The 24,272-nt window shown below is 69.0% G+C and carries 22 protein-coding genes; 8 read left to right on the plus strand and 14 right to left on the minus strand.

What is annotated here, in order from left to right:
• Nucleotides 1-102: 102 nt before the first annotated feature.
• From NVS83_RS02445 to NVS83_RS02455, 3 genes are all read right to left on the minus strand, one after another.
• Nucleotides 103-1,464 (minus strand): PQQ-dependent sugar dehydrogenase, encoded by a 1,362-nt coding sequence (locus NVS83_RS02445; protein WP_258737903.1) that lies wholly within the window; start codon nucleotides 1,462-1,464, stop codon nucleotides 103-105.
• Nucleotides 1,461-1,910, minus strand: coding sequence for a DUF2231 domain-containing protein (locus NVS83_RS02450; protein WP_258737904.1), 450 nt, complete (start codon nucleotides 1,908-1,910; stop codon nucleotides 1,461-1,463). Before NVS83_RS02450 ends, NVS83_RS02445 begins: the two co-directional genes overlap by 4 nt.
• Before the next feature lie 328 nt (nucleotides 1,911-2,238).
• A complete protein-coding gene (locus NVS83_RS02455; protein WP_258737905.1) occupies nucleotides 2,239-2,673 on the minus strand; it encodes a CBS domain-containing protein in 435 nt (144 codons plus the stop codon).
• Nucleotides 2,674-2,904: 231 nt separating this feature from the next.
• Here NVS83_RS02455 and NVS83_RS02460 point away from each other — a divergent pair, with 231 nt between their 5' ends.
• The 3 genes from NVS83_RS02460 to NVS83_RS02470 all read left to right on the plus strand — a co-directional run bounded on the left by NVS83_RS02460 (nucleotide 2,905) and on the right by NVS83_RS02470 (nucleotide 5,530).
• Entirely contained in the window at nucleotides 2,905-3,516 is a 612-nt protein-coding gene (locus NVS83_RS02460; protein ID WP_258737906.1) for a flavodoxin family protein, read from the plus strand.
• Nucleotides 3,517-3,572: 56 nt separating this feature from the next.
• Nucleotides 3,573-4,247 (plus strand): HAD family hydrolase, encoded by a 675-nt coding sequence (locus tag NVS83_RS02465; RefSeq protein ID WP_258737907.1) that lies wholly within the window; start codon nucleotides 3,573-3,575, stop codon nucleotides 4,245-4,247.
• A gap of 128 nt (nucleotides 4,248-4,375) precedes the next feature.
• The gene (locus NVS83_RS02470; RefSeq protein WP_258737908.1) at nucleotides 4,376-5,530 is read left to right on the plus strand and encodes a glycosyltransferase family protein; all 1,155 of its coding nucleotides are present in this window, start codon (nucleotides 4,376-4,378) and stop codon (nucleotides 5,528-5,530) included.
• Here the strand turns inward: NVS83_RS02470 and NVS83_RS02475 are convergent.
• Genes NVS83_RS02475 through NVS83_RS02485 form a run of 3 tightly spaced genes read right to left on the minus strand, consistent with a single transcriptional unit; the run spans nucleotide 5,507 to nucleotide 7,955 of the window.
• Nucleotides 5,507-6,082 carry a class I SAM-dependent DNA methyltransferase gene (locus NVS83_RS02475; protein ID WP_258737909.1) on the minus strand — a complete coding sequence of 192 codons (576 nt, stop codon included), beginning with the start codon at nucleotides 6,080-6,082 and terminating at the stop codon, nucleotides 5,507-5,509. The genes NVS83_RS02470 and NVS83_RS02475 overlap by 24 nt on opposite strands.
• The gene (locus NVS83_RS02480; RefSeq protein WP_374115019.1) at nucleotides 6,079-6,810 is read right to left on the minus strand and encodes a PIG-L deacetylase family protein; all 732 of its coding nucleotides are present in this window, start codon (nucleotides 6,808-6,810) and stop codon (nucleotides 6,079-6,081) included. The genes NVS83_RS02475 and NVS83_RS02480 overlap by 4 nt, the downstream gene beginning before the upstream one ends.
• Before the next feature lie 2 nt (nucleotides 6,811-6,812).
• Complete coding sequence (locus NVS83_RS02485) at nucleotides 6,813-7,955, minus strand: acyl-CoA dehydrogenase family protein (RefSeq protein WP_258737911.1); 1,143 nt, start codon at nucleotides 7,953-7,955, stop codon at nucleotides 6,813-6,815.
• 125 nt (nucleotides 7,956-8,080) lie between these two features.
• Between NVS83_RS02485 and ku (NVS83_RS02490) the strand changes: the two genes are divergently transcribed.
• Entirely contained in the window at nucleotides 8,081-8,890 is an 810-nt protein-coding gene (gene ku / locus NVS83_RS02490; RefSeq protein ID WP_258737912.1) for a non-homologous end joining protein Ku, read from the plus strand.
• A 25-nt stretch (nucleotides 8,891-8,915) separates the two neighbouring features.
• On the opposite strand, the gene ligD is transcribed toward ku (NVS83_RS02490), so the two are convergent.
• Genes ligD through NVS83_RS02510 form a run of 4 tightly spaced genes read right to left on the minus strand, consistent with a single transcriptional unit; the run spans nucleotide 8,916 to nucleotide 13,235 of the window.
• Entirely contained in the window at nucleotides 8,916-11,531 is a 2,616-nt protein-coding gene (gene ligD / locus NVS83_RS02495; protein ID WP_258737913.1) for a DNA ligase D, read from the minus strand.
• A 3-nt stretch (nucleotides 11,532-11,534) separates the two neighbouring features.
• Entirely contained in the window at nucleotides 11,535-12,443 is a 909-nt protein-coding gene (gene ku / locus NVS83_RS02500) for a non-homologous end joining protein Ku (RefSeq protein ID WP_258737914.1), read from the minus strand.
• Nucleotides 12,444-12,455: 12 nt separating this feature from the next.
• Nucleotides 12,456-12,644: a hypothetical protein gene (locus NVS83_RS02505; RefSeq protein ID WP_258737915.1), complete on the minus strand. Its 189-nt coding sequence runs from the start codon at nucleotides 12,642-12,644 to the stop codon at nucleotides 12,456-12,458.
• Nucleotides 12,645-12,671: 27 nt separating this feature from the next.
• Nucleotides 12,672-13,235 carry a type 1 glutamine amidotransferase domain-containing protein gene (locus tag NVS83_RS02510; protein WP_258737916.1) on the minus strand — a complete coding sequence of 188 codons (564 nt, stop codon included), beginning with the start codon at nucleotides 13,233-13,235 and terminating at the stop codon, nucleotides 12,672-12,674.
• A 703-nt stretch (nucleotides 13,236-13,938) separates the two neighbouring features.
• On the opposite strand from NVS83_RS02510, the gene NVS83_RS02515 reads away from it, so the two are divergent.
• The 3 genes from NVS83_RS02515 (at nucleotide 13,939) to NVS83_RS02525 (ending at nucleotide 18,269) form a co-directional block, all read left to right on the plus strand.
• Nucleotides 13,939-14,538 (plus strand): response regulator transcription factor, encoded by a 600-nt coding sequence (locus NVS83_RS02515; RefSeq protein WP_258737917.1) that lies wholly within the window; start codon nucleotides 13,939-13,941, stop codon nucleotides 14,536-14,538.
• Nucleotides 14,539-15,419: 881 nt separating this feature from the next.
• On the plus strand, nucleotides 15,420-16,952 hold the full coding sequence (locus NVS83_RS02520) for an oligosaccharide flippase family protein (protein WP_258737918.1): 1,533 nt from the start codon (nucleotides 15,420-15,422) through the stop codon (nucleotides 16,950-16,952).
• Between the two features lie 165 nt (nucleotides 16,953-17,117).
• Nucleotides 17,118-18,269 (plus strand): glycosyltransferase, encoded by a 1,152-nt coding sequence (locus tag NVS83_RS02525; RefSeq protein ID WP_258737919.1) that lies wholly within the window; start codon nucleotides 17,118-17,120, stop codon nucleotides 18,267-18,269.
• A gap of 42 nt (nucleotides 18,270-18,311) precedes the next feature.
• Here NVS83_RS02525 and galE read toward each other — a convergent pair whose 3' ends face one another.
• The 4 genes from galE to NVS83_RS02545 all read right to left on the minus strand — a co-directional run bounded on the left by galE (nucleotide 18,312) and on the right by NVS83_RS02545 (nucleotide 22,704).
• Nucleotides 18,312-19,301, minus strand: coding sequence for a UDP-glucose 4-epimerase GalE (galE, locus tag NVS83_RS02530; protein ID WP_258737921.1), 990 nt, complete (start codon nucleotides 19,299-19,301; stop codon nucleotides 18,312-18,314).
• 590 nt (nucleotides 19,302-19,891) lie between these two features.
• Nucleotides 19,892-20,065, minus strand: a complete 174-nt coding sequence (locus tag NVS83_RS02535) for a hypothetical protein (RefSeq protein ID WP_258737922.1) — start codon at nucleotides 20,063-20,065, stop codon at nucleotides 19,892-19,894.
• Nucleotides 20,066-20,504: 439 nt separating this feature from the next.
• On the minus strand, nucleotides 20,505-21,821 hold the full coding sequence (locus NVS83_RS02540; protein ID WP_258737923.1) for a polysaccharide biosynthesis/export family protein: 1,317 nt from the start codon (nucleotides 21,819-21,821) through the stop codon (nucleotides 20,505-20,507).
• 10 nt (nucleotides 21,822-21,831) lie between these two features.
• The gene (locus NVS83_RS02545) at nucleotides 21,832-22,704 is read right to left on the minus strand and encodes a glycosyltransferase family 2 protein (protein WP_258737924.1); all 873 of its coding nucleotides are present in this window, start codon (nucleotides 22,702-22,704) and stop codon (nucleotides 21,832-21,834) included.
• A gap of 255 nt (nucleotides 22,705-22,959) precedes the next feature.
• On the opposite strand from NVS83_RS02545, the gene NVS83_RS02550 reads away from it, so the two are divergent.
• Nucleotides 22,960-24,246: a glycosyltransferase gene (locus tag NVS83_RS02550; RefSeq protein ID WP_374115008.1), complete on the plus strand. Its 1,287-nt coding sequence runs from the start codon at nucleotides 22,960-22,962 to the stop codon at nucleotides 24,244-24,246.
• Nucleotides 24,247-24,272 lie beyond the last annotated feature (26 nt).

Consider the following 24,272-nt stretch of genomic DNA (forward strand, 5'->3'; position numbering starts at 1 on the left):
TCATCATGCGAGCTTGTGCGGCGCGTGGCGGCCGTAAAGCATCGCGGCCGGCGCATGGGCCGGCCGCGACAGGTTTCTTCCAGCGGTGGAGAAGGGCGGCGCCTACAGCCCGGCGGCGCTGGCGGTGGCGCCAGAGGATGTGACCCGCCACACCGTGTTGCCGACATCGTCGGCGATCAGCAGCGCACCGCTCTTGTCGACGGCGACGCCGACCGGGCGGCCATGGGCCTTGCCGTCCTTGGTCAGGAAGCCGGTGACCACGTCCTCGGCCTTGCCGCTCGGCTTGCCGTCCTTGAACGGCACGAACACGACCTTGTAGCCGTTGAAGTGGTCGCGGTTCCAGCTTCCGTGCTCGCCGACGAACGCGCCGCCGTGATACTTCTGCGGCAGGGCGTTGGCGGTGTAGAAGGTGAGGCCCAGCGGGGCGACGTGCGAGCTCAGCGCGTAGTCCGGCGGGATCGCCTTCTCCACCAGGTCCGGGCGCTGCGGCTGGACGCGCGGGTCGACATGCTGGCCGTAATAGCTGTAGGGCCAGCCATAGAAGGCGCCTTCCTTGACCGAGGTCATATAATCGGGAACGAGGTTCGGGCCGAGCTCGTCACGCTCATTCACCACCGCCCACAGCGCGCCGGTCTGCGGCTCGAAGGTCAGGCCGTTCGGGTTGCGCAGGCCGCTGGCGAAGATGCGCTTGGCGCCGGTCGCCCGGTCGACCTCCATGATCGCGGCGCGGTTCTTCTCGGCCTCGAGGCCGTTCTCGCCGATATTGCTGTTTGAGCCGACGCCGACATAGAGCTTGGTCCCGTCCGGGCTCGCCACCAGGCTCTTGGTCCAGTGATGGTCGATCGGCCCGCCCGGCAGCGGCGTCAGCACCGTGGGCTTGGCGGTGATCTTGGTGTCGCCGGTCTGGTAGGGATAGCGCAGGATCGCGTCGGTATCGGCGACATAGAGGTCGTTGCCGACCAGCGCCACGCCGAAGGGCGAGTTCAGGTGGTCGAGGAAGACCGAGCGGACCTCGGGCTTGCCGTCGCCATCCGCGTCGCGCAGCAGGGTGATGCGGTTGCTGGTGCCGGTATCGCCGCCGGAGGTCACCCAGCCCTCGATCCAGTTCATCACGATGCCCTTGGGGCGCGTGACCGGGTCGGTGCCGGGCGACTTCGATTCGATCACCAGGACGTCGCCGTTCGGCAGCACGAAGATGTTGCGCGGGTGCTCGAAGCCGGAGGCCAGCGCCGTGACCTTCAGGCCGGGGGCGGCGGCCGGGGTCTGGTTGTCCTTCCACCCGACCACCTCGGCGAGGTGCATGGTGGGAAAGAGCCCTTCATGCGGCTCGGGCAGCGTCGGGTTGGGCCCGATCTGCGCCTGCGGATCGATGTTTTCCTGCGCGAGGCCGGGCACCGCCAGCGCGGTGACCGACAGCAGGACGACCGCCGCCCCGCGGCCGGCGGAGATGAGGGTGCGGGTCATTGGTAATCAACTCCGTGGCGAGGGCGATAGACGAGGAGCGCGCCGGCGAAGGCCGTGCCGACGAGTACCAGCACGGTTAGCGCCGACAGGACGAGCCCGGAGGGCACGACGGACGTCCACGCATCGCGCGAATGAATGAGCATGTTGAAGGTCGCGAGCGCGAGCGCGACCAGGTAGCCGAGCACATAGGGGACCATCCCCGAGCGTTCCCGCAGCGAGGGACGCACGATCATCTCGACCAGCCCGACGATAGCGAACAGCAGGGCGAGCACCACGCCGGCGCTGATCAGCCATGCCGAGAAATCGGCCCACATCATCTGCGCCGAGCCCCAATAGGCGAGGTCGGTCAGCAGCGCGCCCGTGAAGCAGGTGGCCGGGATGAGGGCGAGGAAGGGGTGGATCGGAGGGGAGGCGATGCGCATCACGCGCGCGTCTTCAACAGTCATGGGTGTGACTCCCGATAAGTTCCAGCTTGTCCGGAACGGGCTTCACGGCCCGCCATCAGGATCTGGGCGGCATTCCGACGGCGGCCGGTCAGTCGGCGGCCGGTCGGTGCGGGCGGGGATTGGAGCGCTGGGGTGCCAGTCATTGCCCGCCACCTTTTCAATCCACGGCGGCCGCAAAAGGTTCAGCGCGTCCGCCAGAAAAATGCCAAGATTATCAAAGGTTAAAGTCGTTCCGCTGGCTTCCGCAGCGGCATTCGGTGGCCGCCGAGCCGTCCCCATGCAGCGCGCGCCTCTCGCACGCCGCCGCACCGGGGCTGTCCGGGGGGCTCTAGCCGGTGTGGCTGTAAATCCCGCCGGGACGGGAAATGCCGGCCAGCGCCACGCCCGCCGCGCCGTCGGTCGCGGCGGTGGCGACGTCGGCGAGAGAGAGGATGCCGATGAGCTGCTTGTCGGTATCCACCACCGGCAAGCGGCGGATCTGCAGGTCGCCCATGTTGCGGCTGACCTCTTCGATCTCCTGTTCGGCGAAGCAGTACTTCACGTCGGGCGTCATCACCTCGTGCACCTTGGTCTCCGGCCCCTTGCCGGCCGCCACGGCGCGCATGACGATGTCGCGGTCGGTGATCATGCCGACCAGCCGGTTGTCCTTGCCGACCGGCAGACTGCCGGCGTCGAGGCCGGCCATCAGCCGCGCCGCCTGCTCGATGGTCTCGTCGGCATTGGCGACGCGCACGTCGCGGGTCATTACTTCCCACACCTGCATCGCTCTCTCCATTGTTGGGATCAGGGCGACCTCGGGACCCGTGCCGCTGCCGCTACGTCCTGTCCGGGGAACGGTTCGTCGGTGGCGGAGTTCCCACTAAAGTTTCTCAGTCCCGGTGCCCGGAAGCCGGCCGTCGCAGGCGCCGCGACGCTGCCACCCGCAAGTTGCCGCCCGCAGGTCGCCGCCGATCCGATACATGCCCCAAGGGATGCCCAACGAAGGAGAAGCGTGATGTCCCTCGACGTCCTCGCGCTCAACTGCACGCTGAAGCACTGCGACACCGCCTCATCGACCGGTCGGCTGCTCGACGAGGTGATGGAGGCGTTCAAGGCGCACGACGCCTCGGGCTGCACGATCCGCGTGGTCGACCTCGACGTTAAGCCCGGCGTCAGCGCCGACGAGGGCCCGGGCGACGACTGGCCGGACCTGGGCGCGCGCATCTTCGCGGCGGACATCGTCGTCATCGGCACGCCGGTGTGGATGGGTCAGCCCTCCTCCGTCGCCAAGCGGGTGCTGGAGCGGATGGACGCCTTCATTTCCGAGGCCGACGAGCACAGCCGCATGCCCACCCATGGCAAGGTCGCCGTGGTGGCGGTGGTGGGCAACGAGGACGGCGCGCATCACTGCCACGCCGAGATCTTCCAGGCGCTCAACGACATCGGCTTCACCATTCCCATGGGCGGGGGCACCTACTGGGTCGGCGAGGCGATGGGCGCCACCGACTACAAGGACCTGCCCGAGCCCGCCGGGAAGACGCGCCACACCACGCGCGTCCTGGCCGCCAACGCGGCCCATCTCGCCCGGCTGCTGAAGGACGCGCCCTATCGGGGCGTCGCGAACTGACGCCCGGCGCGCCGGCGCCGGACGTTTCGGGGACACTTATTCGGGGAGAGGGCGCCATGCGCAGCCAGACCCATTTTCTTTTCGATCTCGACGGCACGCTGGTCGACAGCGTGTACCAGCACGTCGCCGCCTGGAAGGAGGCGCTGGACGAGGAGGGCATCGAGCTCTCCTTCTGGCGCATCCACCGCAAGATCGGCATGAGCGGCGGGCTGTTCACCAACCAGCTCCTGCGCGAGACCGGCCTGACCATCGATCCCGAGCGAGGCGAGCGGCTGCGCCGCGCCCATGCGGCGGCCTACCGGCGCCTTTCCGCCACCGTGCGGCCGCTGCCGGGCGCGCGCGAGCTTCTGGCGGCGCTGACCGGGAACGGCATCGGCTGGGCCATCGCCACCAGCGGGCGCATGGAGACGGCCGCGCCCAACATCGAGGCGCTCGGCGTCGATCCGTCCGCCGTGCCGGTCGTCACGCGCGACATGGTCAAATACGCCAAGCCCGACCCGGACCTGTTCCTCGCCGCCGCCGACCGGCTCGGCGCGCCGATCGGCTCGTCCGTGGTGGTCGGCGACAGCATCTGGGACATGCTGGCGGCGGTGCGCTGCGGCGCGCTCGGCATCGGCCTGCTGTCGGGCGGCTATGGCGAGGCGGAGCTGCGCACCGCCGGTGCCTATCGCGTGTTCGAGGATCCCGCCGACGTGCTCGGCCACCTCGACGAGGTCGGCGGCCGGCTCTGAGGCGCGCCGGCGGCCGGTGATCCTGCCGGGACGGAACACTAGGCGCGCATCGAACGTTCGGGTTCTGCCCCGGGCCACTCCAAGCCTTCAACGCCCGGGTCGTGCTCTCGAGCGTGCTGGACCCGCCCATGCTGGAACGTGCCGTCTGTTCCGATTTCGCCGCCCGGCTCCATGAGGTGGAGCCCCCCTGCGTCCGGTCGCCGCGCGCGGTGGTGGCGATCCCCGCCCGCGACGAGGAGGAGCGGATCGAGGCGTGCCTGTCGGCGCTGCTGGCGCAGCGGCGCGAGCATGGAGCGGCCGATGTCGGCCTTGTCCTGCTCGCCAACAATTGCCGCGACGCCACGGTCCGGCGCGCCTGGCGGCTGCTCGCCTCGAGCGACATGCCGCACCGCGTGCTGTCGGTCAGCCTGCCGTCCGAGCGGGCCAGTGCCGGCGCCGCGCGGGCGCTGGCGCTCGATCTCGCCAGCTTATGGATCGGGCGCGGGGAGGGCTCTCTGCTGACGACGGACGCCGACAGCCGCGTCGGGCCGGACTGGATCGCGCGCAACCTCGCGGGGCTGCGCGGTGCCTGCGGGGCGGTGGCCGGCCGCTTCGTGTTCGATCCGGCCGAGGCCGCCCTGCTGCCCCGCCATCTGGCGCGGCGCCGGCGCGTCGAGGCGGCCTATGAGGCGGCGCTGCTCGGGCTCGCCGCGCGGCTCGACCCGCAGCTGCACGACCCGTGGCCGAACCACTGGACCGCTTCCGGCGCCAGCTTCGCGCTCACCCTGTCGGCCTATCGCCGGATCGGCGGCCTGCCCGCCGTCGCCTGTGGCGAGGACCGGGCGCTCGCCGCCGCGCTGGCGCGCCACGACATTCCGATCCGCCACGATCCCGACATCGTCGTCACTACCTCGGCTCGGCTCGAGGGGCGGGCCGCACGCGGCTGCGCGGCGACGCTGCGCGAGCGCTGCGATGACCGGGCGACGCCCGGCGACGAGCGGCTGGAGGCGTTGCCCGTCGCGTTGCGCCGCATGGGGCTGCGCGCGCACCTGCGCCGCGCCTTCGGCACCGGCTTTCGCCCCGGCGAGTGGGAGCGCCGGCTGGGTCTGAGGGCGGGCATGCTCTCAGGCGCCGCCTCACTGCGCTTCGGCGAGGCGTGGGCGCGGGTCGAGGCGCTGAGCCCCTTGCTGCGGCCGCAGCCGCTTCGCCCGGAGGAGATGGAACACCACCTAGCCGCCGCGCACCGGCTGCTGGCGCGCCTGCCGGCGCCCGGCGAGGCGCTAGCGCGCGACCAGCAGGTCTAGCCGGTAGTCGCCGGTGCGCTGTTGCGTGTGGACGCGCAGCGCACCGTCCGTCTCGCGGATGAACAGCTCGGCCGCCGCGTCGCCGGTGAGCGGATAGTCGGTCTCGCCCAGCCAGTGCACCAGCTCGACATGCCCCGCCGGGGCGAGCGCGCCCGTGACCCGCGCCGCGAGGCGGGCGACGTCCTCGGGCCCGAGATAATAGACCACCTCCGACAGCACGATGAGGTCGAAGCGCCCGTCGGCCCAGTCGCGCGGGGCGTAGCCCTCCATGAAGCGGACCTGCGCCAGCCCTGCGCAGCGCGCCCGCGCCCGTTCCAGAGCGAGTGGCGCGGGGTCGATCGCGATCAGCTCGTCGCAGCGGGCGGCCAGCCCATGGGTGAGCACGCCGATCGAGCAGCCGACCTCCAGCGCCCGCCGGTAGCGCGGGCGCGGCAGGGCGTCGAGCGTCGCCGCGTATTTCGCGCGCTCATAGGCGCTGGTCTCGAACGACCAGGGGTCGGGCGAACGCTGGTAGAGCGCGTCGAAATAGGTGGGGGGAAGGCTCGCGCTCATGCGCCGGCCTCGAAATAGGTCTCGAACCGGGTATCGAACAGCGCGATCAGCGAGGGTGTCAGGCGGAAGCCCTTCGGGTCGTCATGGATCAGGTTGGTGGTCTGCGACGCATGGGCGGCGATCGCCCGCCGCTTCGCCGGCAGGAAGGCCTCCACCTCGACCCGGCAGCCCTTCGGCGCCGGCCCGTCCAGCGGCTCCAGCGGCGACAGGGTCAGGCCCCAGACCGGGTATTCGAACAGCCGCGCGCCGTCGAGCCGCCGCACCGCCTGCCGCGCCAGCTCGAAGCTCGCCTGGTGGTCGCAATGGGGATCGTGACGCCAGGAAACGAGGACGACGTCCGCCCCCTCGCCGAGCCCGGCGATGCGCGCGATCGCCTCTTCGGCGAGGGGGCCGCGGGTCGGCACCTCCCGGTCGGGCAGGTCGATGAAATGCACGTGGCTCTCCTCGACGCCGAGCTGGTGCGCGGCGGCCATCGCCTCCTCGCGGCGCAGGGCGGCGAGGCGCGGCGGGGGGAAGGCGCGGGAATGGGGATGCGAGCCGGCGCCGTCGCTGACGAACACGATGGTCACCGGCAGGCCGTTGCCGCGGCAGGCGGCGATCAGCCCGCCGCAGCCGAGGCTCTCGTCGTCGGGATGGGGCGCCACCACCAGCAGCCCGTGACGCACGAACGCGGCCGGCTCGACGACCGGGAAGTCCTCGATCGCGCGCAGCGCCTCGCCGGCGGTCAGCGTCATCGCCACATCTCCCGCAGCGGCTGGCCGGTCGCCAGCACATGGGCCGCGCCCTCGCACAACGCCCGGTCCGGCGCTGGCTGCCGCAGATAGGTGGCGAGGTCGCGGCACAGGCGCTCCAGTGGATCGGGCCGCAGGAAGGCGGAAAGCCCGACCGAGCGCTGCACGAACTCCATGATGTCGAGCCCGGCCCGCTCCACCGCCCCGCGCGCGAGGTTCACATAGGCGACCGCGCCGGCGCCGGCCTCGGCGCTCGCGTCGAGATCCTCTGCCTCCGCCATGCGGGCGGCGCGCTCCACCCACAGCCGCGCCGTCTCCGCCGCCGTGACGGCCTCGCCCATGCGGGCCCGCTGATGCGGGTCGCCCTCGCGGCCCCGCGCGCGCAGGGCGTCCCGCGCCTCGTCGACGATCCGCTCCATGCCGCCGAGCTGCACCGCGCAGAAGCGCCAGGCGCCGGCGGAGAAATTCGGCTGGCGATGATAGTCGCCGGCGCGGCCGATGATGTCGCCCTCGTCCACCGCCAGCCCGTCGAAGCGGAAGCTGCCGGTCGCCGAGGCGCGCATGCCGTGCGCCCGCCAGTCCGACAGGTCGGCGCGCGGCGCGCCGTCGAGGCGCGGCAGCACCAGCACCCATTCGTCCCGCTCGTCCTGCGCCGTGATCAGCGGGCGCGCCACGTACCCGGCGCCGGAGGCGAAGGTCTTGGCGCCGGCGAGCTCCAGCCGGCCGGACCGGCGCACCAGCCGCACGCCGTCCTGCGGCGCCTGCGTGTTCCAGATCCCGAACAGCGCGCCGTCCTGCGCGTCGCGCCACGCGGCGAGCCTCTGCGCGGGCGTGCCGTAGCGGGCGATCAGGCCGGCGGCGTTGACGTGCCCCTCATAGAGCCGGCCCAGCGGCAGGCTCGCATGGCCGACAAGGCGCAGCACCTCCATCAGCTCCTCCGGCGCGCCGATGGCGAGCCCGTCCTCGCCTCGCGGCCCGGGGGAGGCCGCAGCGAGCGCGCCGGCCGCGGCAAGGACGCCGATATCGTCGACCGGGAAGCTGCCATCCTCGTCGAGGGAGGCGGCACGCGCGGCGACGGGGCGCAGGTCGTCGGCAAGGGAAGGACTGAGGCGGCACGCATGGCCGGCACGGATGTCGAGCATTCGCTACCCCCGGGTTGGTCTGGGAACAAATGAGCCCGGGACGGCAAAGTTCCGGCCTTCATGGCCGCCGGAACGGACGGGGCGGTAGCGGGTTGACCGGATGGAGCGCGGCGGAGGAGGCGCGGATGGCGCAGCACAGTTTCTGGAAGGGCTATCTCAAGCTCTCGCTCGTCACCTGCCCGGTGGCGATGATGCCGGCCACCTCGGAGGCCGAGAAGGTCCGCTTCCACACCCTCAACCGCGCCACCGGCAACCGGGTCGAAGGCATCTATGTCGACAGCGGCAGCGGCAAGCCGGTCGAGGACGACGACCAGGTGCGCGGCTACGAGCGCGGGCCCGACGACTATGTGATGCTGGACGACGATGAGCTGCGCTCGGTGGCGCTGGAGAGCACGCGCACAATCGACATCGAGATGTTCGCGCCCGCCGACAGCGTCGAGTGGATCTGGTACGACCGCCCGCATTTCCTGATGCCGGACGATCCCGTCGGCGAGGAAGCCTTCGCGGTGATCCGCGAGGCGATGGCCGCCACCGGCACGGTCGGGCTCTCGCGCCTCGTGCTCTACCGCCGCGAGCGGCCGGTGATGCTGGAGCCGCGCGGGCGCGGCATCGTGGTGTGGACGCTGCACTATGCCGACGAGCTGCGCCGGCCGGAGGACTATTTCGAGGGCATCGACGGCGATGTCGAGCCGGATCTCGTGAAGCTGGTCGGCAGGCTCATCGACAGGCGCACGCGCGACTGGGACGGGGCGCTGGTCCATGACCCGATGCAGGACGAATTGCGCGCGCTGATCGAGGCGAAGAAGAAGCACCGGCGCCCGCCCAAGGCGAAGAAGGGCGCGGAGCAGGAGACGCCGACCAACGTCGTCAACATCATGGATGCGCTGAAGCGCAGCCTCGCCGCCGAGACCAAGGGGCGCGGCAAGGGCCGCTGAGGCGGGCGCCCTTGGCGGAAATCCCTCAGCGCGTGCGGCGGCGGCGCCCGGTCGGCTCCGGCAGGGGCGTTGCCGCCGCGCGGAAATCCGCCCACGGGTCGTCCGTCAGGTTGGCGAGCCGGGCCGGCGCATTGTCGAGCGTGAACTGCGCCGCGCCGGCGAGGCCCTCGATCTCCTCCCAGCCGAGCGGCATCGAGACCGCCGCGCCGGGCCGCGCGCGGGTGCCATAGGCGACCACGGCGGTGGCGCCGCGCCCGTTGCGCAGGTAGTCGACGAAGATCCGCCCGCTGCGCCGGCTCTTGGTGGCGACGGCGACATAGCGGTCCGGGCTGTCGGCGGCCATGGCGTCGGCCAGCCCCTTGGCGAAGTCCTTGGCCGCGTCCCAGCGGGCCTGCGGCTTCAGCGGCGCGACCACGTGCAGCCCCTTGCCGCCGGATGTCTTGACGAAGGCGGCAAGGCCCGCCGCCTCCAGTCGCTCGCGCACCTCGCGCGCGCCCTCCACGATGTCGGACCAGCCGAGGCCCTCGCCGGGATCGAGATCGAAGATCAGCGTGTCGGGCGTCTCGATCTCGGCCAGCGTCGCGCCCCAGGGGTGGATCTCCAGCGCGCCCGCCTGCACCAGCGCGATCAGCCCGTCGAAATCGTCGATCGACAGCAATTCCTCGCCGTCGGCGTCGTGCGAGACGCGAATGGCGCGGTTGATGCCGCGCCAGGCGTGCTTCTGGAAGAAGCAGGCCTTGGCGATGCCATCCGGGCAGCGCAGCAGCGCCAGCGGCCGGGCAACGAGGAACGGCGCGATGAAGCGCCAGACCTCGGCGTAATATTCGGCGAGACCCTGCTTGGTGACGCCGTCCTCCGGCCAGTAGATGCGGTCGGGATGGGTCAGCTTGACCCGCGTGCGCGGCGCCGGCGATGTCTTCCCGGCCTTGTCCGTCTCGCCCGGCGTCGAGGCGTCCTCGCGCACGATCTCGCGCGCCGGCTTGTCCTCGCGCAGGCCGCGAAAGGCCGCCTGGCGGATATTGGCGTCGCCGGTCCAGCCGCGGAACTCGATCTCGGCGACGAGCTCCGGCTTCACGAAGGTGACGCCGCGCGCGGCCTCGGTGGCCAGCCGGCCCGCGAACGGGCTGCGCGGGCGCTCGATTGCGGACAATTGCCTGAACAGGTCCTGCGCCACCTTGCGGGAAAAGCCGGTGCCCACGCGCCCCACATGGCGCAGACGGTCATCCTCATAGACGCCGAGAACCAGCGAGCCGACCGCCTTCGCCATGGCGGTGGAGGGCACGAAGCCGCCGACCACGAATTCCTGCCGGTGGGTGCATTTGGACTTCACCCAGTCCTTGCCGCGCCCGGAGCGATAGGGCGCGTCGGCGCGCTTGGAGACGAGGCCCTCGAGGCTCAGCCGGCAGGCGTGGCGCAGCATGGTGGCGCCGTCGACTTCAAAATGCTCGCTGTAGCGCAGCGGCGCGGCGGCGTCCGCGAGGAGGCCGGCCAGCGCGCTTTTGCGCTCGATCAGCGGCACCTCGCGCAGGTCCCGCCCGTCGAGATAGAGCAGGTCGAAGGCGTAGAGCACGAAACGGTCGGTGCGCCCCTCGGAGAGGTCCTGCTGCAGGCTGGCGAAGTGCGAGGCGCCGGATTCGGCCTCCACTACCAGCTCGCCATCGATGATGGCGCTCTCCACCGGCAGGTCGGCGAGCGCGTGCACCAGCGCCGGGCCGAAGCGGTCGGTCCAGTCGAGGCCGGAACGGGTGAGCAGGCGTATCCTTTTCTTCGGGCTGGCCGATCGGTCGATCCGCACCTGCAGCCGGTACCCGTCGAACTTGATCTCGTGGATCCAGTTGCGCCCGGCGGGCGCCTTGGCGGCGAGGGTCGCGAGCTCGGGCGCGACGAAGTCCGGTATCGGCCCGGCCTTGCCGAGGCTGCCTCCGGCCGGGGCGGCCTTGCCGGAGCTGCCCGACCGGCGGGCGGGGGAGGGGGCGGCGCGGGCCTTGGCACGGGAGCCCTTGGCCAGGCTGGCGGTCTTCGCTTTCGGCGTGGCCTTCGCCTTGCCCGCGTGCTCCGCGCCGTCATGCTTGGGCGCGCCTTCGGCGATCTCGTCCATGGTGCGGCCGGTCTTCACCGAATCCGGCTGCTCGTCGAGCACGTCGGGCGCGCCGTCGGGCCGGGCCGCCGCGTCGTCGCCCTTGATCAGCAGCCAGTTGTCGGCCTTCTCGCCGCGGCGCGGATGCATGCGCACCAGATGCCAGCGCCCGTCGAGCTTCTCGCCATGCAGCTCGAAATCGAGATGGCCCTTGGCGTAGCCCGTGTGCGGATCGCCGATCGGGCTCCAGCTTCCGGTGTCCCAGAGCATGACCGTGCCGCCCCCATACTCGCCCTTGGGGATCGTGCCCTCGAAGCTGCCATAGTCGAGCGGATGGTCCTCGACATGGACCGCAAGGCGCTTCTCGCCGGGCACCAGGCTCGGCCCGCGCGTCACCGCCCAGCTCTTTAGCACGCCGTCCATCTCCAGCCGCAGGTCGTAATGAAGCCGGCGCGCGGCATGCTTCTGGATCAGATAGGCATGGCCTTGCTCGGCGGCCGACTTGCCGCGCGGCTCGGAGGTGACGTCGAAATTGCGCTTGCGGCGGTAGGTTTCGAGCGCCATGGCCTAGCTCGCCCTGCGCTGTGCGGACCCGCGCCCGCCGCCGGAGGGGGACTTGCTCGAGGCCGACTTGCTTGAGGTCGACTTGCTGCGGGCCGATTTGCCGCCGGTCCCCTTCGCGCCCGCCTTCTTGCCCTCGCCCTCCATGCCGGCGCTGCGGCGCAGGGCGTCCATCAGGTCGACCACCTTGCCGCGCGGGGTCTCCTTCGGCGGACGGATCTTGCGGCCTTCCATCTTCGCGCGCACCAGCTCGACCAGCGCCGCCTCGTAGCGGTCCTCATAGGCTTCGGGGCGGAAGGTGCCGGCCTTGGTGTCGATGATGTGCCGGGCGAGGTCGAGCATCTCGTCCTCGATCTTCACCTCGCCGATATCGGCGAAGGCGTCCTCGGCCGAGCGCACCTCGTAGTCGAAGGAGAGCATGGTGGCGATAAGCCCGTCGTCATGGGCGCGCAGCAGCAGCGTGTGCGGGCGGCGGAAAAGTACGCCGCTGATGAGGGCGGCGACCTTGCTCGCGCGCAGGCCTTCGCGGATCACCGCATAGGTCGCCTGCGAGGCCTCGTCGGCGGGGCGCAGATAATAGGGGCGGTCGAAATAGAGGTCGTCCACCTGCCCGCAGGGGATGAAGCCCTCCACCGAAAGCGTCTTGTCGTTCTCCGGCGTGGCCGCCGCGACCTCCTCGGGGTCGAGCATCACATAGTCGCCCGAGCCGACCTCGTAGCCCTTCACCTGCTGGTCGCGCTCGACCGTCTCGCCGGTGTCGGGGTCAATGAAGCGCCGCTGCAGCCGGTGGCCGGTGCGCCTATTCAGCATGTGCAGGCTCACCCGCTCGCTGGCGGTGACTGCCGTGTACAGCGCGACGCCGCACACCACCTCGTCGAGCTTGAGAAAGCCTTTCCATGTCGCGCGTGGAGCCATGATCGTCCCCCTTCAGACCCGCACCGTGCCTATGCGGCGCCGCCGGCCCGGGCCCGCCGCCACCCGGCGGCCCGGCCGGATGGCGTCGAGGACGGAGATCACCCAGAAGGCGGTCTCCGCATCGTCCCAGCCGGCCTCACGCGGATGGAGCCGTCGGCACGGGCCCTTGCGGCCCACCACCTCGAAGTCGGCGTCCGACATGACCCTTCTCCCGCTCCAGCCGGTCGCTCACGCCGCCTTGCGGCGCTCGTGACGGCCTTCGCCGATCTCCTCGGTGATCTTGGCGACGAACGCGTCGAGGTCGGCGGGCGAGCGGCTGGTGACGATGCCCTGGTCGGTCGCCACCTCGCGGTCCACCCAGTTGCCGCCGGCGTTCTTCACGTCGGTGCGGATCGACGTGTAGGAGGTAACGGTGCGCCCGCGCACCGCGTCCGCCTCCACCAGCAGCCACGGCCCGTGGCAGATAGCGGCCACCGTGCGCCCGCTGTCGAGGAAGCGGCGCACCAGCTTCATCGCGTCGGCATTGACCCGCAGCAGGTCCGGATTGATCTGCCCGCCGGGAATGACCAGCGCGTCATAGTCCTCCACCCGGGCGGCGGGAATGGCGAGGTCGGCGGGCACGGTGTCGCCCCAGTCCGTCTTGTCCCAGCCGCGGATCGGCTTGCCGTCCGGGCTTGCAACCTCGACGCGAGCGCCGGCGCTCCTCAGCTGGTCGCGCGGCACCGTCAGTTCCGCCTGCTCGAAGCCTTTGGCGGAGATGACGAGAATTCGGGCGTCGTGAATGTTCGGCATGGGATGTTCCTTCTGGCTTCCCCCGTTTCCGGTCTCCCGGAGTCGAACGCCTACCCGAAGGTGCAGTTCCAACCGTCCCGCGACGGCCCGTCGCACCGCCCACCGTCCTCTACGGCAGGTGCGACGGTAACATCAGGTTACCGTCCAGTAGGTCGGTGAAATTTTACCCGCCCCGCCAATCGATGCCTGGATTCCTCGGTGAGGAACGTCAGTTCACGTGTAAAAAAGGTAAGATTTCCGACTTTAAAATACCTCCAAGTGTATGAAAACATGAAAAATTTTCTGACCGTCGAGCGGCTGAGGAGAATTCGGAATCAAAACGGCGGGACCCTGCCGGCCTCGCGATTTTCCCTATTCGTACTCTGCCGAAGGTGTATTTGTTTTTCGAAAGCGCCACCAAAATAGGTATGATTTCGGGATAGGCCATCTGATATATTGAACTAGGCATCAACTTGCGGTTAGTAGTTGGGGCAGGGGGCACCGTCCCGATTATCTAGATCGCCGGCTTCTCTAGATCGTAAAATCCATCGTCCTGCCTAATAAGAAAGGTCGGTTCGGAATGAATGCGGATAGTGAAACTACCACCCGACACAACGATCTGATTCCTTTTGCGGAAACTAGCCTGTCCACAAAACCCGGTGACTCTACCCTCCACAACTCGGCGACCAGACCTCTTATAGTTCTGATCGACAGTCGTACTTTTGTGCGCGACTGTCTGTCGTCGTCGCTGACGACAGCTGATCCGAGGAGTGACTATCTGCTGTTCGACTCCATCCAAATATGGCGCAAGAGCGGCCTCGTGGAGCAGACGTCATTGGTGGTTTTCTGGGCGAACAACCTGAACTCGATGTCGGAACTCAAGCAGCAGCTGTCGGAACTGCGGGCTTTGTCTTCCGGCATCCCATTTGCCGTCATGTCTGACGAGGAGCGTCCTGCGGCGCTCAACGAGCTGATCGCCAGCGGCGCGCGCGCCTTCCTGCCGACCACGCTCAGCCTCGACGCCATCCTCAAGGCGCTCTATCTCGTTCAGCGCGGCGGTTTTTTCATTCCCGCTCAATGTCTTCTTTCGTTGCCGAGCGGGGGTGTCGTCAATGCGCCCGCCGACCTGTCGGAGCTGTTCTCGCCCCGTCAGCTCGCGGTTATCAAGGCCATGCGCAAGGGCATGTCCAACAAGGTCATCGCCTATGAACTGACCATGTGCGAAAGCACGGTGAAGGTTCATGTGCGCAACATCATGAAGAAGCTGAAGGCGAAGAACCGGACCGAGGTTGCGTTCGTCACGCAGCAGATGTTTCCGGACTGACGGATGTTGCCGCCTCGGGTGGGCGGTCTTGAGGTAACGGGGGCGGTTATCAAATTACATCACCAAGTTGTGATCGACCGTAGCGGCTGACCGCCCGGCGGGCCTCCGGAAATGGATCGCGCCCGTGTCGGACACATGCCGCCGGCGACGGATGGCCGGCGTTTCGCGGGCTGGATCCGCCGCGCGTCGCACCCGGCCGAGGCCAATCGCCGGCTCCGCCGCGGGTACCCCGACGACACGCCCCGAAGAGGGAGCGCTGCGAGCTGTTCGGACGAAAGCAACGTAGCCGATACCTCGGGCCTTGTGGCAGCAGAATGGGCGTGGCTGCCTGACATACCGACATCTGATTCACTGCATGTGCCGACTGTCTATGTTTCAATCGTAGATTGACGTAGGCGGTTAGTAGAATTCTGCACCGTATTGGAATTTCGACATACGAATATTTACGCCTCTCGTCACGCGAAGGGAGTATATTTTCAGGTCAGCGGGCGGTGCTAGAGTTGCCGTGTTCGTGACGTAGCGCTTCGAAGCCGGCCATGCCGCATGAGCGGCGGCGCCGGGGGAGAGGGCACCCCGTCCATCGACACCCGGCGTTCCGCTGCACTCGTCGCGGCGGCTGCCGGCCCGACCTCCATCTGCGGCGAGGCCCTTGCGACGCGCTCGGGCGCTGTCCTCGAAGGGTTCCGCGCCGCCCCTTGCCGGGCGGGCGGTACCGTACTGGCGGGGACCGTCGGCCCCCGCTTCGGAAACCGGCCCCGCGCCACTGGGGCCGCCCCGTCCCGCGCTCCCCCGGAGCCGCGCCCGGGCCTCTCCGGCCCGATCATTCTGGCCGTTCGGAAGGCTGCCCGTTCCAGGGCGGGCCGCTCAGAGGGAATGTCATCTTGACCGCCGACATACGTGCGCTCACCGGCGTTGCCATCGAGGAAGAGGTCGCGGCTCCCCAGGCCGATGCGCGGCGCGCGGACCAGCGCGGCGTGGGCCATGCCGTGGTGCACGGCATGCTCTGGTTCTTCAGCCAGAACGCCGCCTCGCGCGTTGTCCAGGCTGGCTCGCAATTCGTGCTCGCCTGGCTGCTGGTGCCGGCCGATTTCGGGCTCATCAGCCTGGCTCTGACGGTGTCGGGCATCGTCAGCTCGGCCTTCCAGCTCGGCCTCGACGACGTGGTGCTGCAGCGCCGGCACCGTATGTCGATCTGGTTCGGCACGCTGTTCTGGCTCAGCGTCGGCCCGGCAATGCTCTGCCTGGTGGTGCTCGTGTGCGCCGCGCCGGTGGCGGCCCGCATCTATGGTCATCCGCAGCTCGCGGGTCTCTTGATGGTGGTGGCGCTCGGCGTGCCGCTGCGCTCCTTCAGCGTCATCCCGGTCACCGTCATCCGCGCCCGGCTGGACTTCCGGCTGCTGTCCATGCTCGGCTTTGCCGAGGTGGTCGTCGTCAACCTGGCGACCATCGCCCTCGCGGCCGCCGATTTCGGCGCCTACAGCTTCGCCCTGCCGATCCCGCTCGGGGCGGCCGTCTTCAGCGCCGCCGCCTGGGCGATCACGCGCACCGCCATGCCGCGGCGACGGGCGCACTTCCACTGGACGGCGCTGCTGCCGAAATCGCTGGCGGTTTCCGGCACGCGCCTGATCACTTCGCTCATCGGCCAGGGCGACGCCATGGTGCTGGGCCTCGTCGCCAGCGACGTGCGCGTGGGCCTCTATTTCTTCGCCTACCGCATCGCCGCGCAGCCGGTGCGGCTGATGGGAAGCAGCGTCGGCAGCGTCCTTTTCCCCGCGCTCATCCATCTGAGCAGGGAGCCTCTACGCCAGCGCGACGCCGCGATGGTTGCCTCGCAGGTGCTGGCGATCGTGGTGATGCCGATCTGCTTTCTCCAGGCGGCGCTGGCGCAGCCCTTCATCGGCCTCGTCTTCCACGACGACTGGGCCGGGGCCGCCATCTACATCCAGATCCTCAGCGTCGGCCTCGCCTTCGACGCGGTGTCGTGGGTCATCGGCCCGCTGCTGCCGGCAAACGGCCGGTTCCGAAGCCTCATACGCTACGCCATGCTGAATGCGTGCGTGTTCCTCCTCCTCATCACCATCGGCGCCACGTTCAGTGCCGATTACGGGGTCGCGCTCGGCGTCGCGGTCTACTTCACGCTGTTCACGCCCTGCGTCTGCTACACGGTGCTGAACCGGGTCGCCCCGGTCTCGATCCGGCAATACGCCGCCATCTACCTCGTGCCGGCGGTGCCGTCGGCGATCGGTGCCTTCGGCAGCGCCTATCTGCTGGCGCCGCTCGGGGCTCCCGTGCAGCTCGTCCTCGCGCCGGTCCTGGCGCTCTCCTTCTACGCAGCGTGCATATGGCACCTCGCTCCCGGGCCGGTGGGCTACATGCTGACCCGCCTTCGGGCGCTGCGCAGCCGCTCCAGCTGAGGCCGGGCGTCATGCGCGTGCCGACGGTCACGGGATCGAGGGGGTGGTCGGGTGGGGTGTTGCACGTTCTCGTTGCATACCGGCAGTGCCTGCCCGTCGGCGACCTGCTGCCAACGGCCACAACAGAAGGACCGCGGTTCTGAGATCCGCCCTGGGGGATACCTGATGAGCACGCCCGAACCCATGCGGCCGGCGACGTCTCCTCCTTCACCCTCGCGGAAGCTCAGGATTCTCTACATCCAGCCGGGCACGACGCTGTTCGCCGGCATCGAGCGGGTGGTGGACAGCATCTGCACCGAGCTCGTCGTCCAGTACGGCTCGGAATTCGACATCGACGTCCTCTACACGTCGCAGCACGAGAACTTTCCCACCGAGACGAGGAAGTACAACCGGATATTGCGGCTGGCCCCGACGCCGCTGGCGCGCTTCCACACCTATCGCGAGCTCATAAAGGCCAACCGCTACGACCTCGTCGTCGTGCCGCAGGTCGAGCCGCTGGTGTTCTGCTGGCTGTCCTGCCTCGGGCTGAAGACGCGCTTCGCCCTGCACCTGCACGGCAATCCGGCCCATGAGCGGACCCATTTCAAGGCGCGCATCATGTTCCTGATCGCCGAGACGGTGGTGCTCCGCCGCATCCCCTACATATTCGGCACCTCGCCAAAGCAGCTCAACGCCTTCGTCAAACGCTACAAGACCCGGTCGCGGACGGTCTGGCTGCCCAACCCGGTGCGGGCCTTTGCGGTGCGGGGAACCGGCGGCAACGACAATGCGCGGCCGGTCACCTTCGTCAATGTCGGCCGGTTCGCCTACCAGAAGGGCCAGGACATCCTCCTCGATGCCTTCGCCCGGCTTCGCGCGCAGCGCCCGAACGTGCGCCTCAAGCTGGTCGGGCATGGCCGCGACGAGCCGGCGCTGCGGGCGCAGATCGAGCGGCTGGGGCTGCACGACGTGGTCGACGTCGAATATCACCCGACCGACCCGCACGCCGCCTTCGAGGCCAGCGATATCTATGTCTCGACGTCGCGCTGGGAGGGATGGTCCCTCGTCATATGCGAGGCGCTGCGGTTCGGACTGCCGGTGGTGGCCATCGACTGCGACTTCGGGCCGAGCGACATCCTGACCGACAGGCGGTTGGGCGAACTGGTGCCGCCCGGCGACGAGGCGGCGCTGGTGGAGGCCATGCGCTACTACCACGACAATCTCGGCTATGAGCGCGGCTTCTCCGGCTATCGCAAGGACTATGTCGACCAGTTCAGCCTGGAGAACGTGGTCCATCGCCATGCCGAGGCGCTGCGCGCGGCGGCGAGGAGCGAATAGGCGGCTGCCGTCCCGTCGGGCTACCGGCCGGTCCGGCCGGCTTCAGATCCGGTTGCGCTCGCCGAGGCGCATCTCCCAGGAGAGCGCGTGCGCAACGATCAGGTCCAGGTCGGCGAGCTTGGGCGACCAGCCGAGGTCGCGCTTGATGCAGTGCGCACCGGCCACGATCGCCGCCGGGTCGCCGGCCCGGCGCTGGGCGACGCGGACCGGGAAGTCGACCCCCGAGACCCGCTTCACCGTGTCGACCACCTCGCGCACCGAATAGCCCCAGCCATAGCCGCAATTGAGCACGCGGCTCGCCCCGCCGGCGCGCAGGTAGCGCAGCGCGTCGAGATGGGCGGCGACGAGGTCGGTGACGTGGATATAGTCGCGCAGGCAGGTGCCGTCGGGCGTGGGGTAGTCGGTGCCGAAGATCTCGATGCCCGCGCGCTTGCCGAGCGCCGCCTCGGCGGCGACCTTGATGAGGTGCGTGGCCCGGCGGGTCGACTGGCCGGCGCGGCCGGCCGGGTCCGCCCCCGCGACGTTGAAATAGCGCAGCGCGACGTATCTCAGCGAATGCGCGACGGCGGCGTCGAACAGCATCCATTCGGTCATCAGCTTGGAGCGCCCATAGGGCGAGATCGGCGCCAGCGCCGCCTCTTCCGACACCGGGTCGTTGCCGACCATGCCGTAGACGGCGGCGGTGGAGGAGAAGATGAAGTTGCTCACCCCCAAGGCGATCAGCGTCTCGAGGAAGCTGCGCGACTTGGCGGTGTTGGCGAGGTAGTAGCCGAGCGGATCGGCCACCGATTCCGGCACCACGATCCGCGCCGCGAAGTGCACCACGGCGTCGACCTCGTGCTCCCTGACGACGCGCCGCACCAGGGCGGCATCGGCGACGTCGCCGCGCACGAAGGTCGCCTCGGGGTGGACCAGCCAGTCGAAGCCGGTGGACAGGTCGTCCAGCACGACGACGTCGAAACCTGCGTCGATGAGCGCCAGAACCATGTGGCTGCCGATATAGCCCGCCCCGCCCGAGACCAGCACCGCCATGAAAGAGCACTCCGCCAAACCGAGCTGAGGGGGCAGCGCCGCGATGCGCATGATGGCGGCGCGATGGACGAGCGGAGGGGAGGGCGGGGCAGCATCCCGTCCAGAAGATCCTCCATTTGCGACACATCGTCTTGGCCGTCGTCGGAGCGCGTAAATAATAATACGTGTTTAGAGCGTCGGGCCGCGTCGAATGCCTAGTCTAAACAAATGATAAGGCGAAGTTATCTGGATTAATCATCCGTCAATATTGAGTAGGCGGGAGAACGTTCGGCGTATTGCCTGCTGCGCAGATGGCTTATGCCGGGGGGAGTGCGGGCCTCGCGCCGTGCAGTGGTGCGGACGGCAGAAGACGTAGGAGAAGGCGCGCCGGGTTATCTCCTGGCGGGAACCAGGACGGGGCGGGTATGGGGCGCACGATGCCGGTTCGACGCGCGCTGCCGGCCGTGCGCTGCCGGCACGTGCCGAGGGCCACGCGCCGGCAAAAGCCGGGCGATGGGATCTGTTGTCAGGGGGAAGGATTTTCGGGAAACGGCACGGCGCACCGGCCGCGGAAATCCGCGGCGCGTCGCTCGCGCGTCAGCCGGCGCAGCTCAGGCGCGGCCGGCTATGTAACAGGGGGGCGTGTCGGCCAGCCCACCGCTCCAGAACTCGCCGGCGATGCAGGTGATGATGTGGATCGGCAGGCACCACAGGCCCATCTCGTCTTCCCAGACGACGCTATCCTCACGCAGATGCAGTCTGTCCGTGGGGACTACGAACTCCATGCCGTCGTGACACATGATCCGCAGCGAAGTCGGACTGCCGACATGCGCTTCGTAGCTCCGGCCCGGTGGGGGGATATACGGTATTCGCCCGAACATCCTGCACTCGCTCATGTCTAGCCGGCACCAGAATCAACTGGCGCGAGCTTCGTCGATTCCAATGCAGAACACAGAAAAAAGCCTAAGTACGGATAACAAATGAGATGCAGCACTATTGGCAATCCGGAGCCGGCGTCAATGCTGATCTCACGTCGCTGTGGCTTGACCGTGTACGCGACGTTCCGGGCGGATGGCGGCGAGCCAATGATTCCAGCCCTCTTCATCGATGGGATGTTCATGGATGGGCCCGTGCGCAACAGGCGCGCCGCTGCCGCGCGCGGGGCATGGATCCACGCGTGGCAACGGTTTGCGGGCGACAGATTGTCTGCAAGGGGCACGCGACTCAGTTGGCGGCGCTGACCGCGCTCGAGGCGGAGGGCGGGGTGGGACCGACGGCGGCCTCGCCCGGAATCATCTGTGGAAGACCTTGCGGGCGCGGCTCGGCGAGCTCGGGCAGAGAGGCGATCACCGTGTCGCCGGGCAGGACGGCGTCGGTGTCCTTCACCACCACCGGGTCGGTGCCGGGCTGCCCGGCGCGCATGATCATGAAGACGGGCGTCGCGCGCCCGCGCGCCAGCGAGAGCGGCGATATCTGCCGCAGCAGGCCCTGCGCCACATTGCCCCGGTTCGCCAACTCCTGCAACTCCTGCTCGGTCTGGCGGATGTCGAGGGCGATGTCGCCCTCGCGCTTGTTCTTCAGCTCCAGCAGGCTGAGGTCGGCCTTGCTGATCTCCTGCCGGGCCCGCAGCATGCCGGCCTCGAGGCGCAGCCGGTCGCCCTGGATCTCCGCCTTGGTCCGCTCCAGCGCATATTGGCGCGGCGCCGCGGCCAGCCCCTTGGCGACCAGCGAGGAAACCCCGTCGAGCTCCTTGTTCAGGAGGTCGGTCTGGGTCATCTCCGCGCCCATCTGCGCCTCGAGCGAGGAGACCTCCTTCTCGAGATAGTCCTTGAGGTCGTTCAGCGCCTCGGTCTGGGTGCGGTAGGCTTCCGCCCGCGTCTTGAAGATCAGCGTCTCCTGCTGCATCAGCGCGGCGATCGCCGGCGCCGTCTGGCGGGTCAGCAGGGTGGCGGGGAAGGCGATCGAGCCGCTGCCCGCCGCTTCCGATTCCAGCCGCGCCTTGCGCGCGATCAGGGCGTCCCGCCGCAGGGAGATCTGCCCCATTTCGCCCTGCACCGTCACCATGTCGCGCGCCTGGCTGGGCGTGCGCAGCAGGCCCTCGGCCAGCGACACGGCCTGGATGACGATCATGCCGGGGCGGAAGGGAAACGCGCCGGGCTTCATCACGTCGCCGACCACATAGATCGGCCGGTACTGCGCGACCTCGACGCTGGTGTCGGGCGGGGCGATCAGGTTCATGCGCCGCTGCAGCCGGCCGGCGATGTCCTGCGCCACCGCCGTCGGCGTCTTGTCGAGCGCCGGCACCACGCCGACCAGCGGCAGGCTGACCGTGCCGTCGGCCGAGACCGTGAACTCGTCGTTCAGTCCCTCCCACTGCACGACCCGGTCCTGCGAGCGGCGCCATTCGAACACCCGGATGCGCAGCTTGTCCTGGGGCCCCAGCAGATAGGGCTCCGAGGCGTGCGCGGCGCTCGTGAATGTCAGGACCGGCAGCGTCATCGCCGCGATCAGGAGGAGGGTCTTTCGGTGCATGGCCGTCATGGTCCAATGCTCACAGCTTGAGGATGTGTTCAGTGTCGGCACGCCGCGTGAGGAGGTGGACGAAGCCGATCAAATTGCCCTTCAGCCGGCCGCGGCGGTCGATATAGGGTTCCGGCCGCAGGCTCTTCACCAGGTTCGCCGCGAGGTTGCGGCAGATCAGGCGCAGCCCGTACCAGCGCTTCATCGTGCCCTTTCCGATGAGGTAGACCGGGTTCACGATCTGCGAGTAGCCGAGGCGCACCCCGCTCACCCGCCCGCCCTTGGTGCCGAGATGCACCCCGAGCAGGTTCTCGAGGAACACGATCTGCCCGTGCGCGCGAAGCTGGCTGGTGAAATCCGTGTCCTCCTGCCAGCCATAGAGCGGCAGCCGCTCGTCGAAGCGCCGCTCGCCGATGATGCGGGCGCGGATCGACATGTTGCAGCCATAGGCGCTCTCGCGGTCCTCGACGCGCGGCGGCGAGGCGAGGGAGATGCGCGGGTTCGCGAGCAGGGCGAGCGCCTCGTCGTAGCCGAGGCCCGGCCCGCAGGCGCCGTCCGCCAGCACGTTGCCGGTGATCACGACGTAATCCGGGTGCTCCTCGAAGGCCTGCGCCAGCCGCTCCAGATAGCTGCCGGCCGGCACGAAGTCGTCATCGAAGAACACGACGATGTCGGTCTGCGGGTCGCGCAGCGACAGGCCGCGATTGCGCTGGGCGCACAGGCCCGGCTCGCCATAGACGCACGACACCTTGAAGCCGAGATCGCCGATATCGCCGATGTCGCGCGGCGAGGTCGCCGAGACGATCACATGGTCGGGCTGCCGGGTCTGGCGCTCGAGAAGCGACAGCAGCCGCGCAACCACGGCAGGGCGCCCGCTGGTGGGGACGATGATTGTAATGTTCATGAATTCTCCGCGCAATCAGGGTAGATGAAACGATGAATAGAAGTATATCTGTAATCATGTCTGGGCCGAGTACCAATTTAATCGATGACGGTGCCGCCGAAATTTTATTCTCTACACCCAAATGAGTAGCATGCGGCGCGTCCGCTGCAGCATTGGTTTGCGGTGCCTTCGCCGAATTGGTGCCTTGGTGCAACGCACTACCCATCGGAGACTACGTCGGTCGGGCTGTGCGGTGCCCGGGGCGGGGAGCCGGCCATGTATCAGTTTGCAGATGCGCCGGTGGAGCGCGCGCGTGTCGAGGGCATGCGGGCCGAGCCCCTGGCGTCCGGTATCGCCGGCTTCGACGGCTCGCTCGCGCTGGTTCACGACTGGTGCCCCTCGTTCCGCGGCGGCGAGCGCGTGCTGGCGGAGCTGAAGAAGGTATTCGGTGCCGACGACATCTTCACCTTGTTCCAGTTTCTCGAGCCCGAGGTGCTCGAGACCCATTTCGGCGGGGCGAAGTTCCATACCAGCGCCATTAATGACTGGCCCGGCATGCGGCGTTTCTATCGCCATCTCTTTCCGCTGTGCCCGTTCTTGATCGAGCAGTTCGACGTCACCGGCTTCGATGCGGTCATCAGTTCCTCGGCCGCGTTCGCGCGTGGCGTCATCACGCGGCCGGACCAGCCGCATCTGTGCTACGTCCACAGCCCGATGCGCTACGCCTGGGACGAGCAATTCTCCTATGCCGAGCAGATGCGCATGGGTCGGCTCGGCCGCCTGCTCTTCAGCGTCGTGCTGCACCACATGCGCATGTGGGACACCCGCACCGCGCACGCGCCGGACGTGATGGTGGCGAACTCCAACTTCGTGCGCGCGCGCATCCGGCGCATCTACGGGCGCGACGCGCAGGTGGTGTTCCCCCCGGTCGAGGTCGCCCCCGAGGCGTTCAGCGCCGAGAAGGACGACTATTACGTCACCGCCTCGTTCCTCGCGCCCTACAAGCGCACCGACCTCGTCATCCGGGCGTTCAACGCCATGCCCTCCCGCCGGCTGCTGGTGGTCGGCGAGGGCCAGCAGTCGCGCGCGCTGCGCTCGATCGCCGGGCCCAACGTCACCTTCACCGGCTTCCTGCCGCGTGGCGACTATCTGGGCACGGTGGCCCGCGCGCAGGCGCTGGTGTTCGCCGGCTGCGAGGATTTCGGCATCGCGCTTGCCGAGGCGCAGGCGCTCGGCACGCCGCTGATCGCCTTCGCCCGCGGCGGGGCCCGCGACATCGTCGCGCCACCCGGAGCGGGGCACGAGCCGACCGGCCTGCTGTTCGAGCGGCAGGAGGAGGCGACGGTGATTGATGCGATCGCCGCCTTCGAGGCCGACCGCAGCCGCTTTTCCGCCGATGCCTGCCGCGAGCGCGCCGGCCGCTTCTCGACCGAGCGCTTCCACCGCGGCATCCGCCGGGCCTTCGACAGGGCGATCGACATCCACCGGCCCGCCGACCGGCGGCGCAGGGACCGATCGCCGGCGGAGCCGCTGCCGGCCGCGACGACGTCCGAACGAACCTGACCGTCCTCGCGGGAGGCGGCGCGCGC

It is taken from the genome of Ancylobacter mangrovi (genome assembly GCF_024752335.1).
GTDB lineage: Bacteria > Pseudomonadota > Alphaproteobacteria > Rhizobiales > Xanthobacteraceae > Ancylobacter > Ancylobacter mangrovi.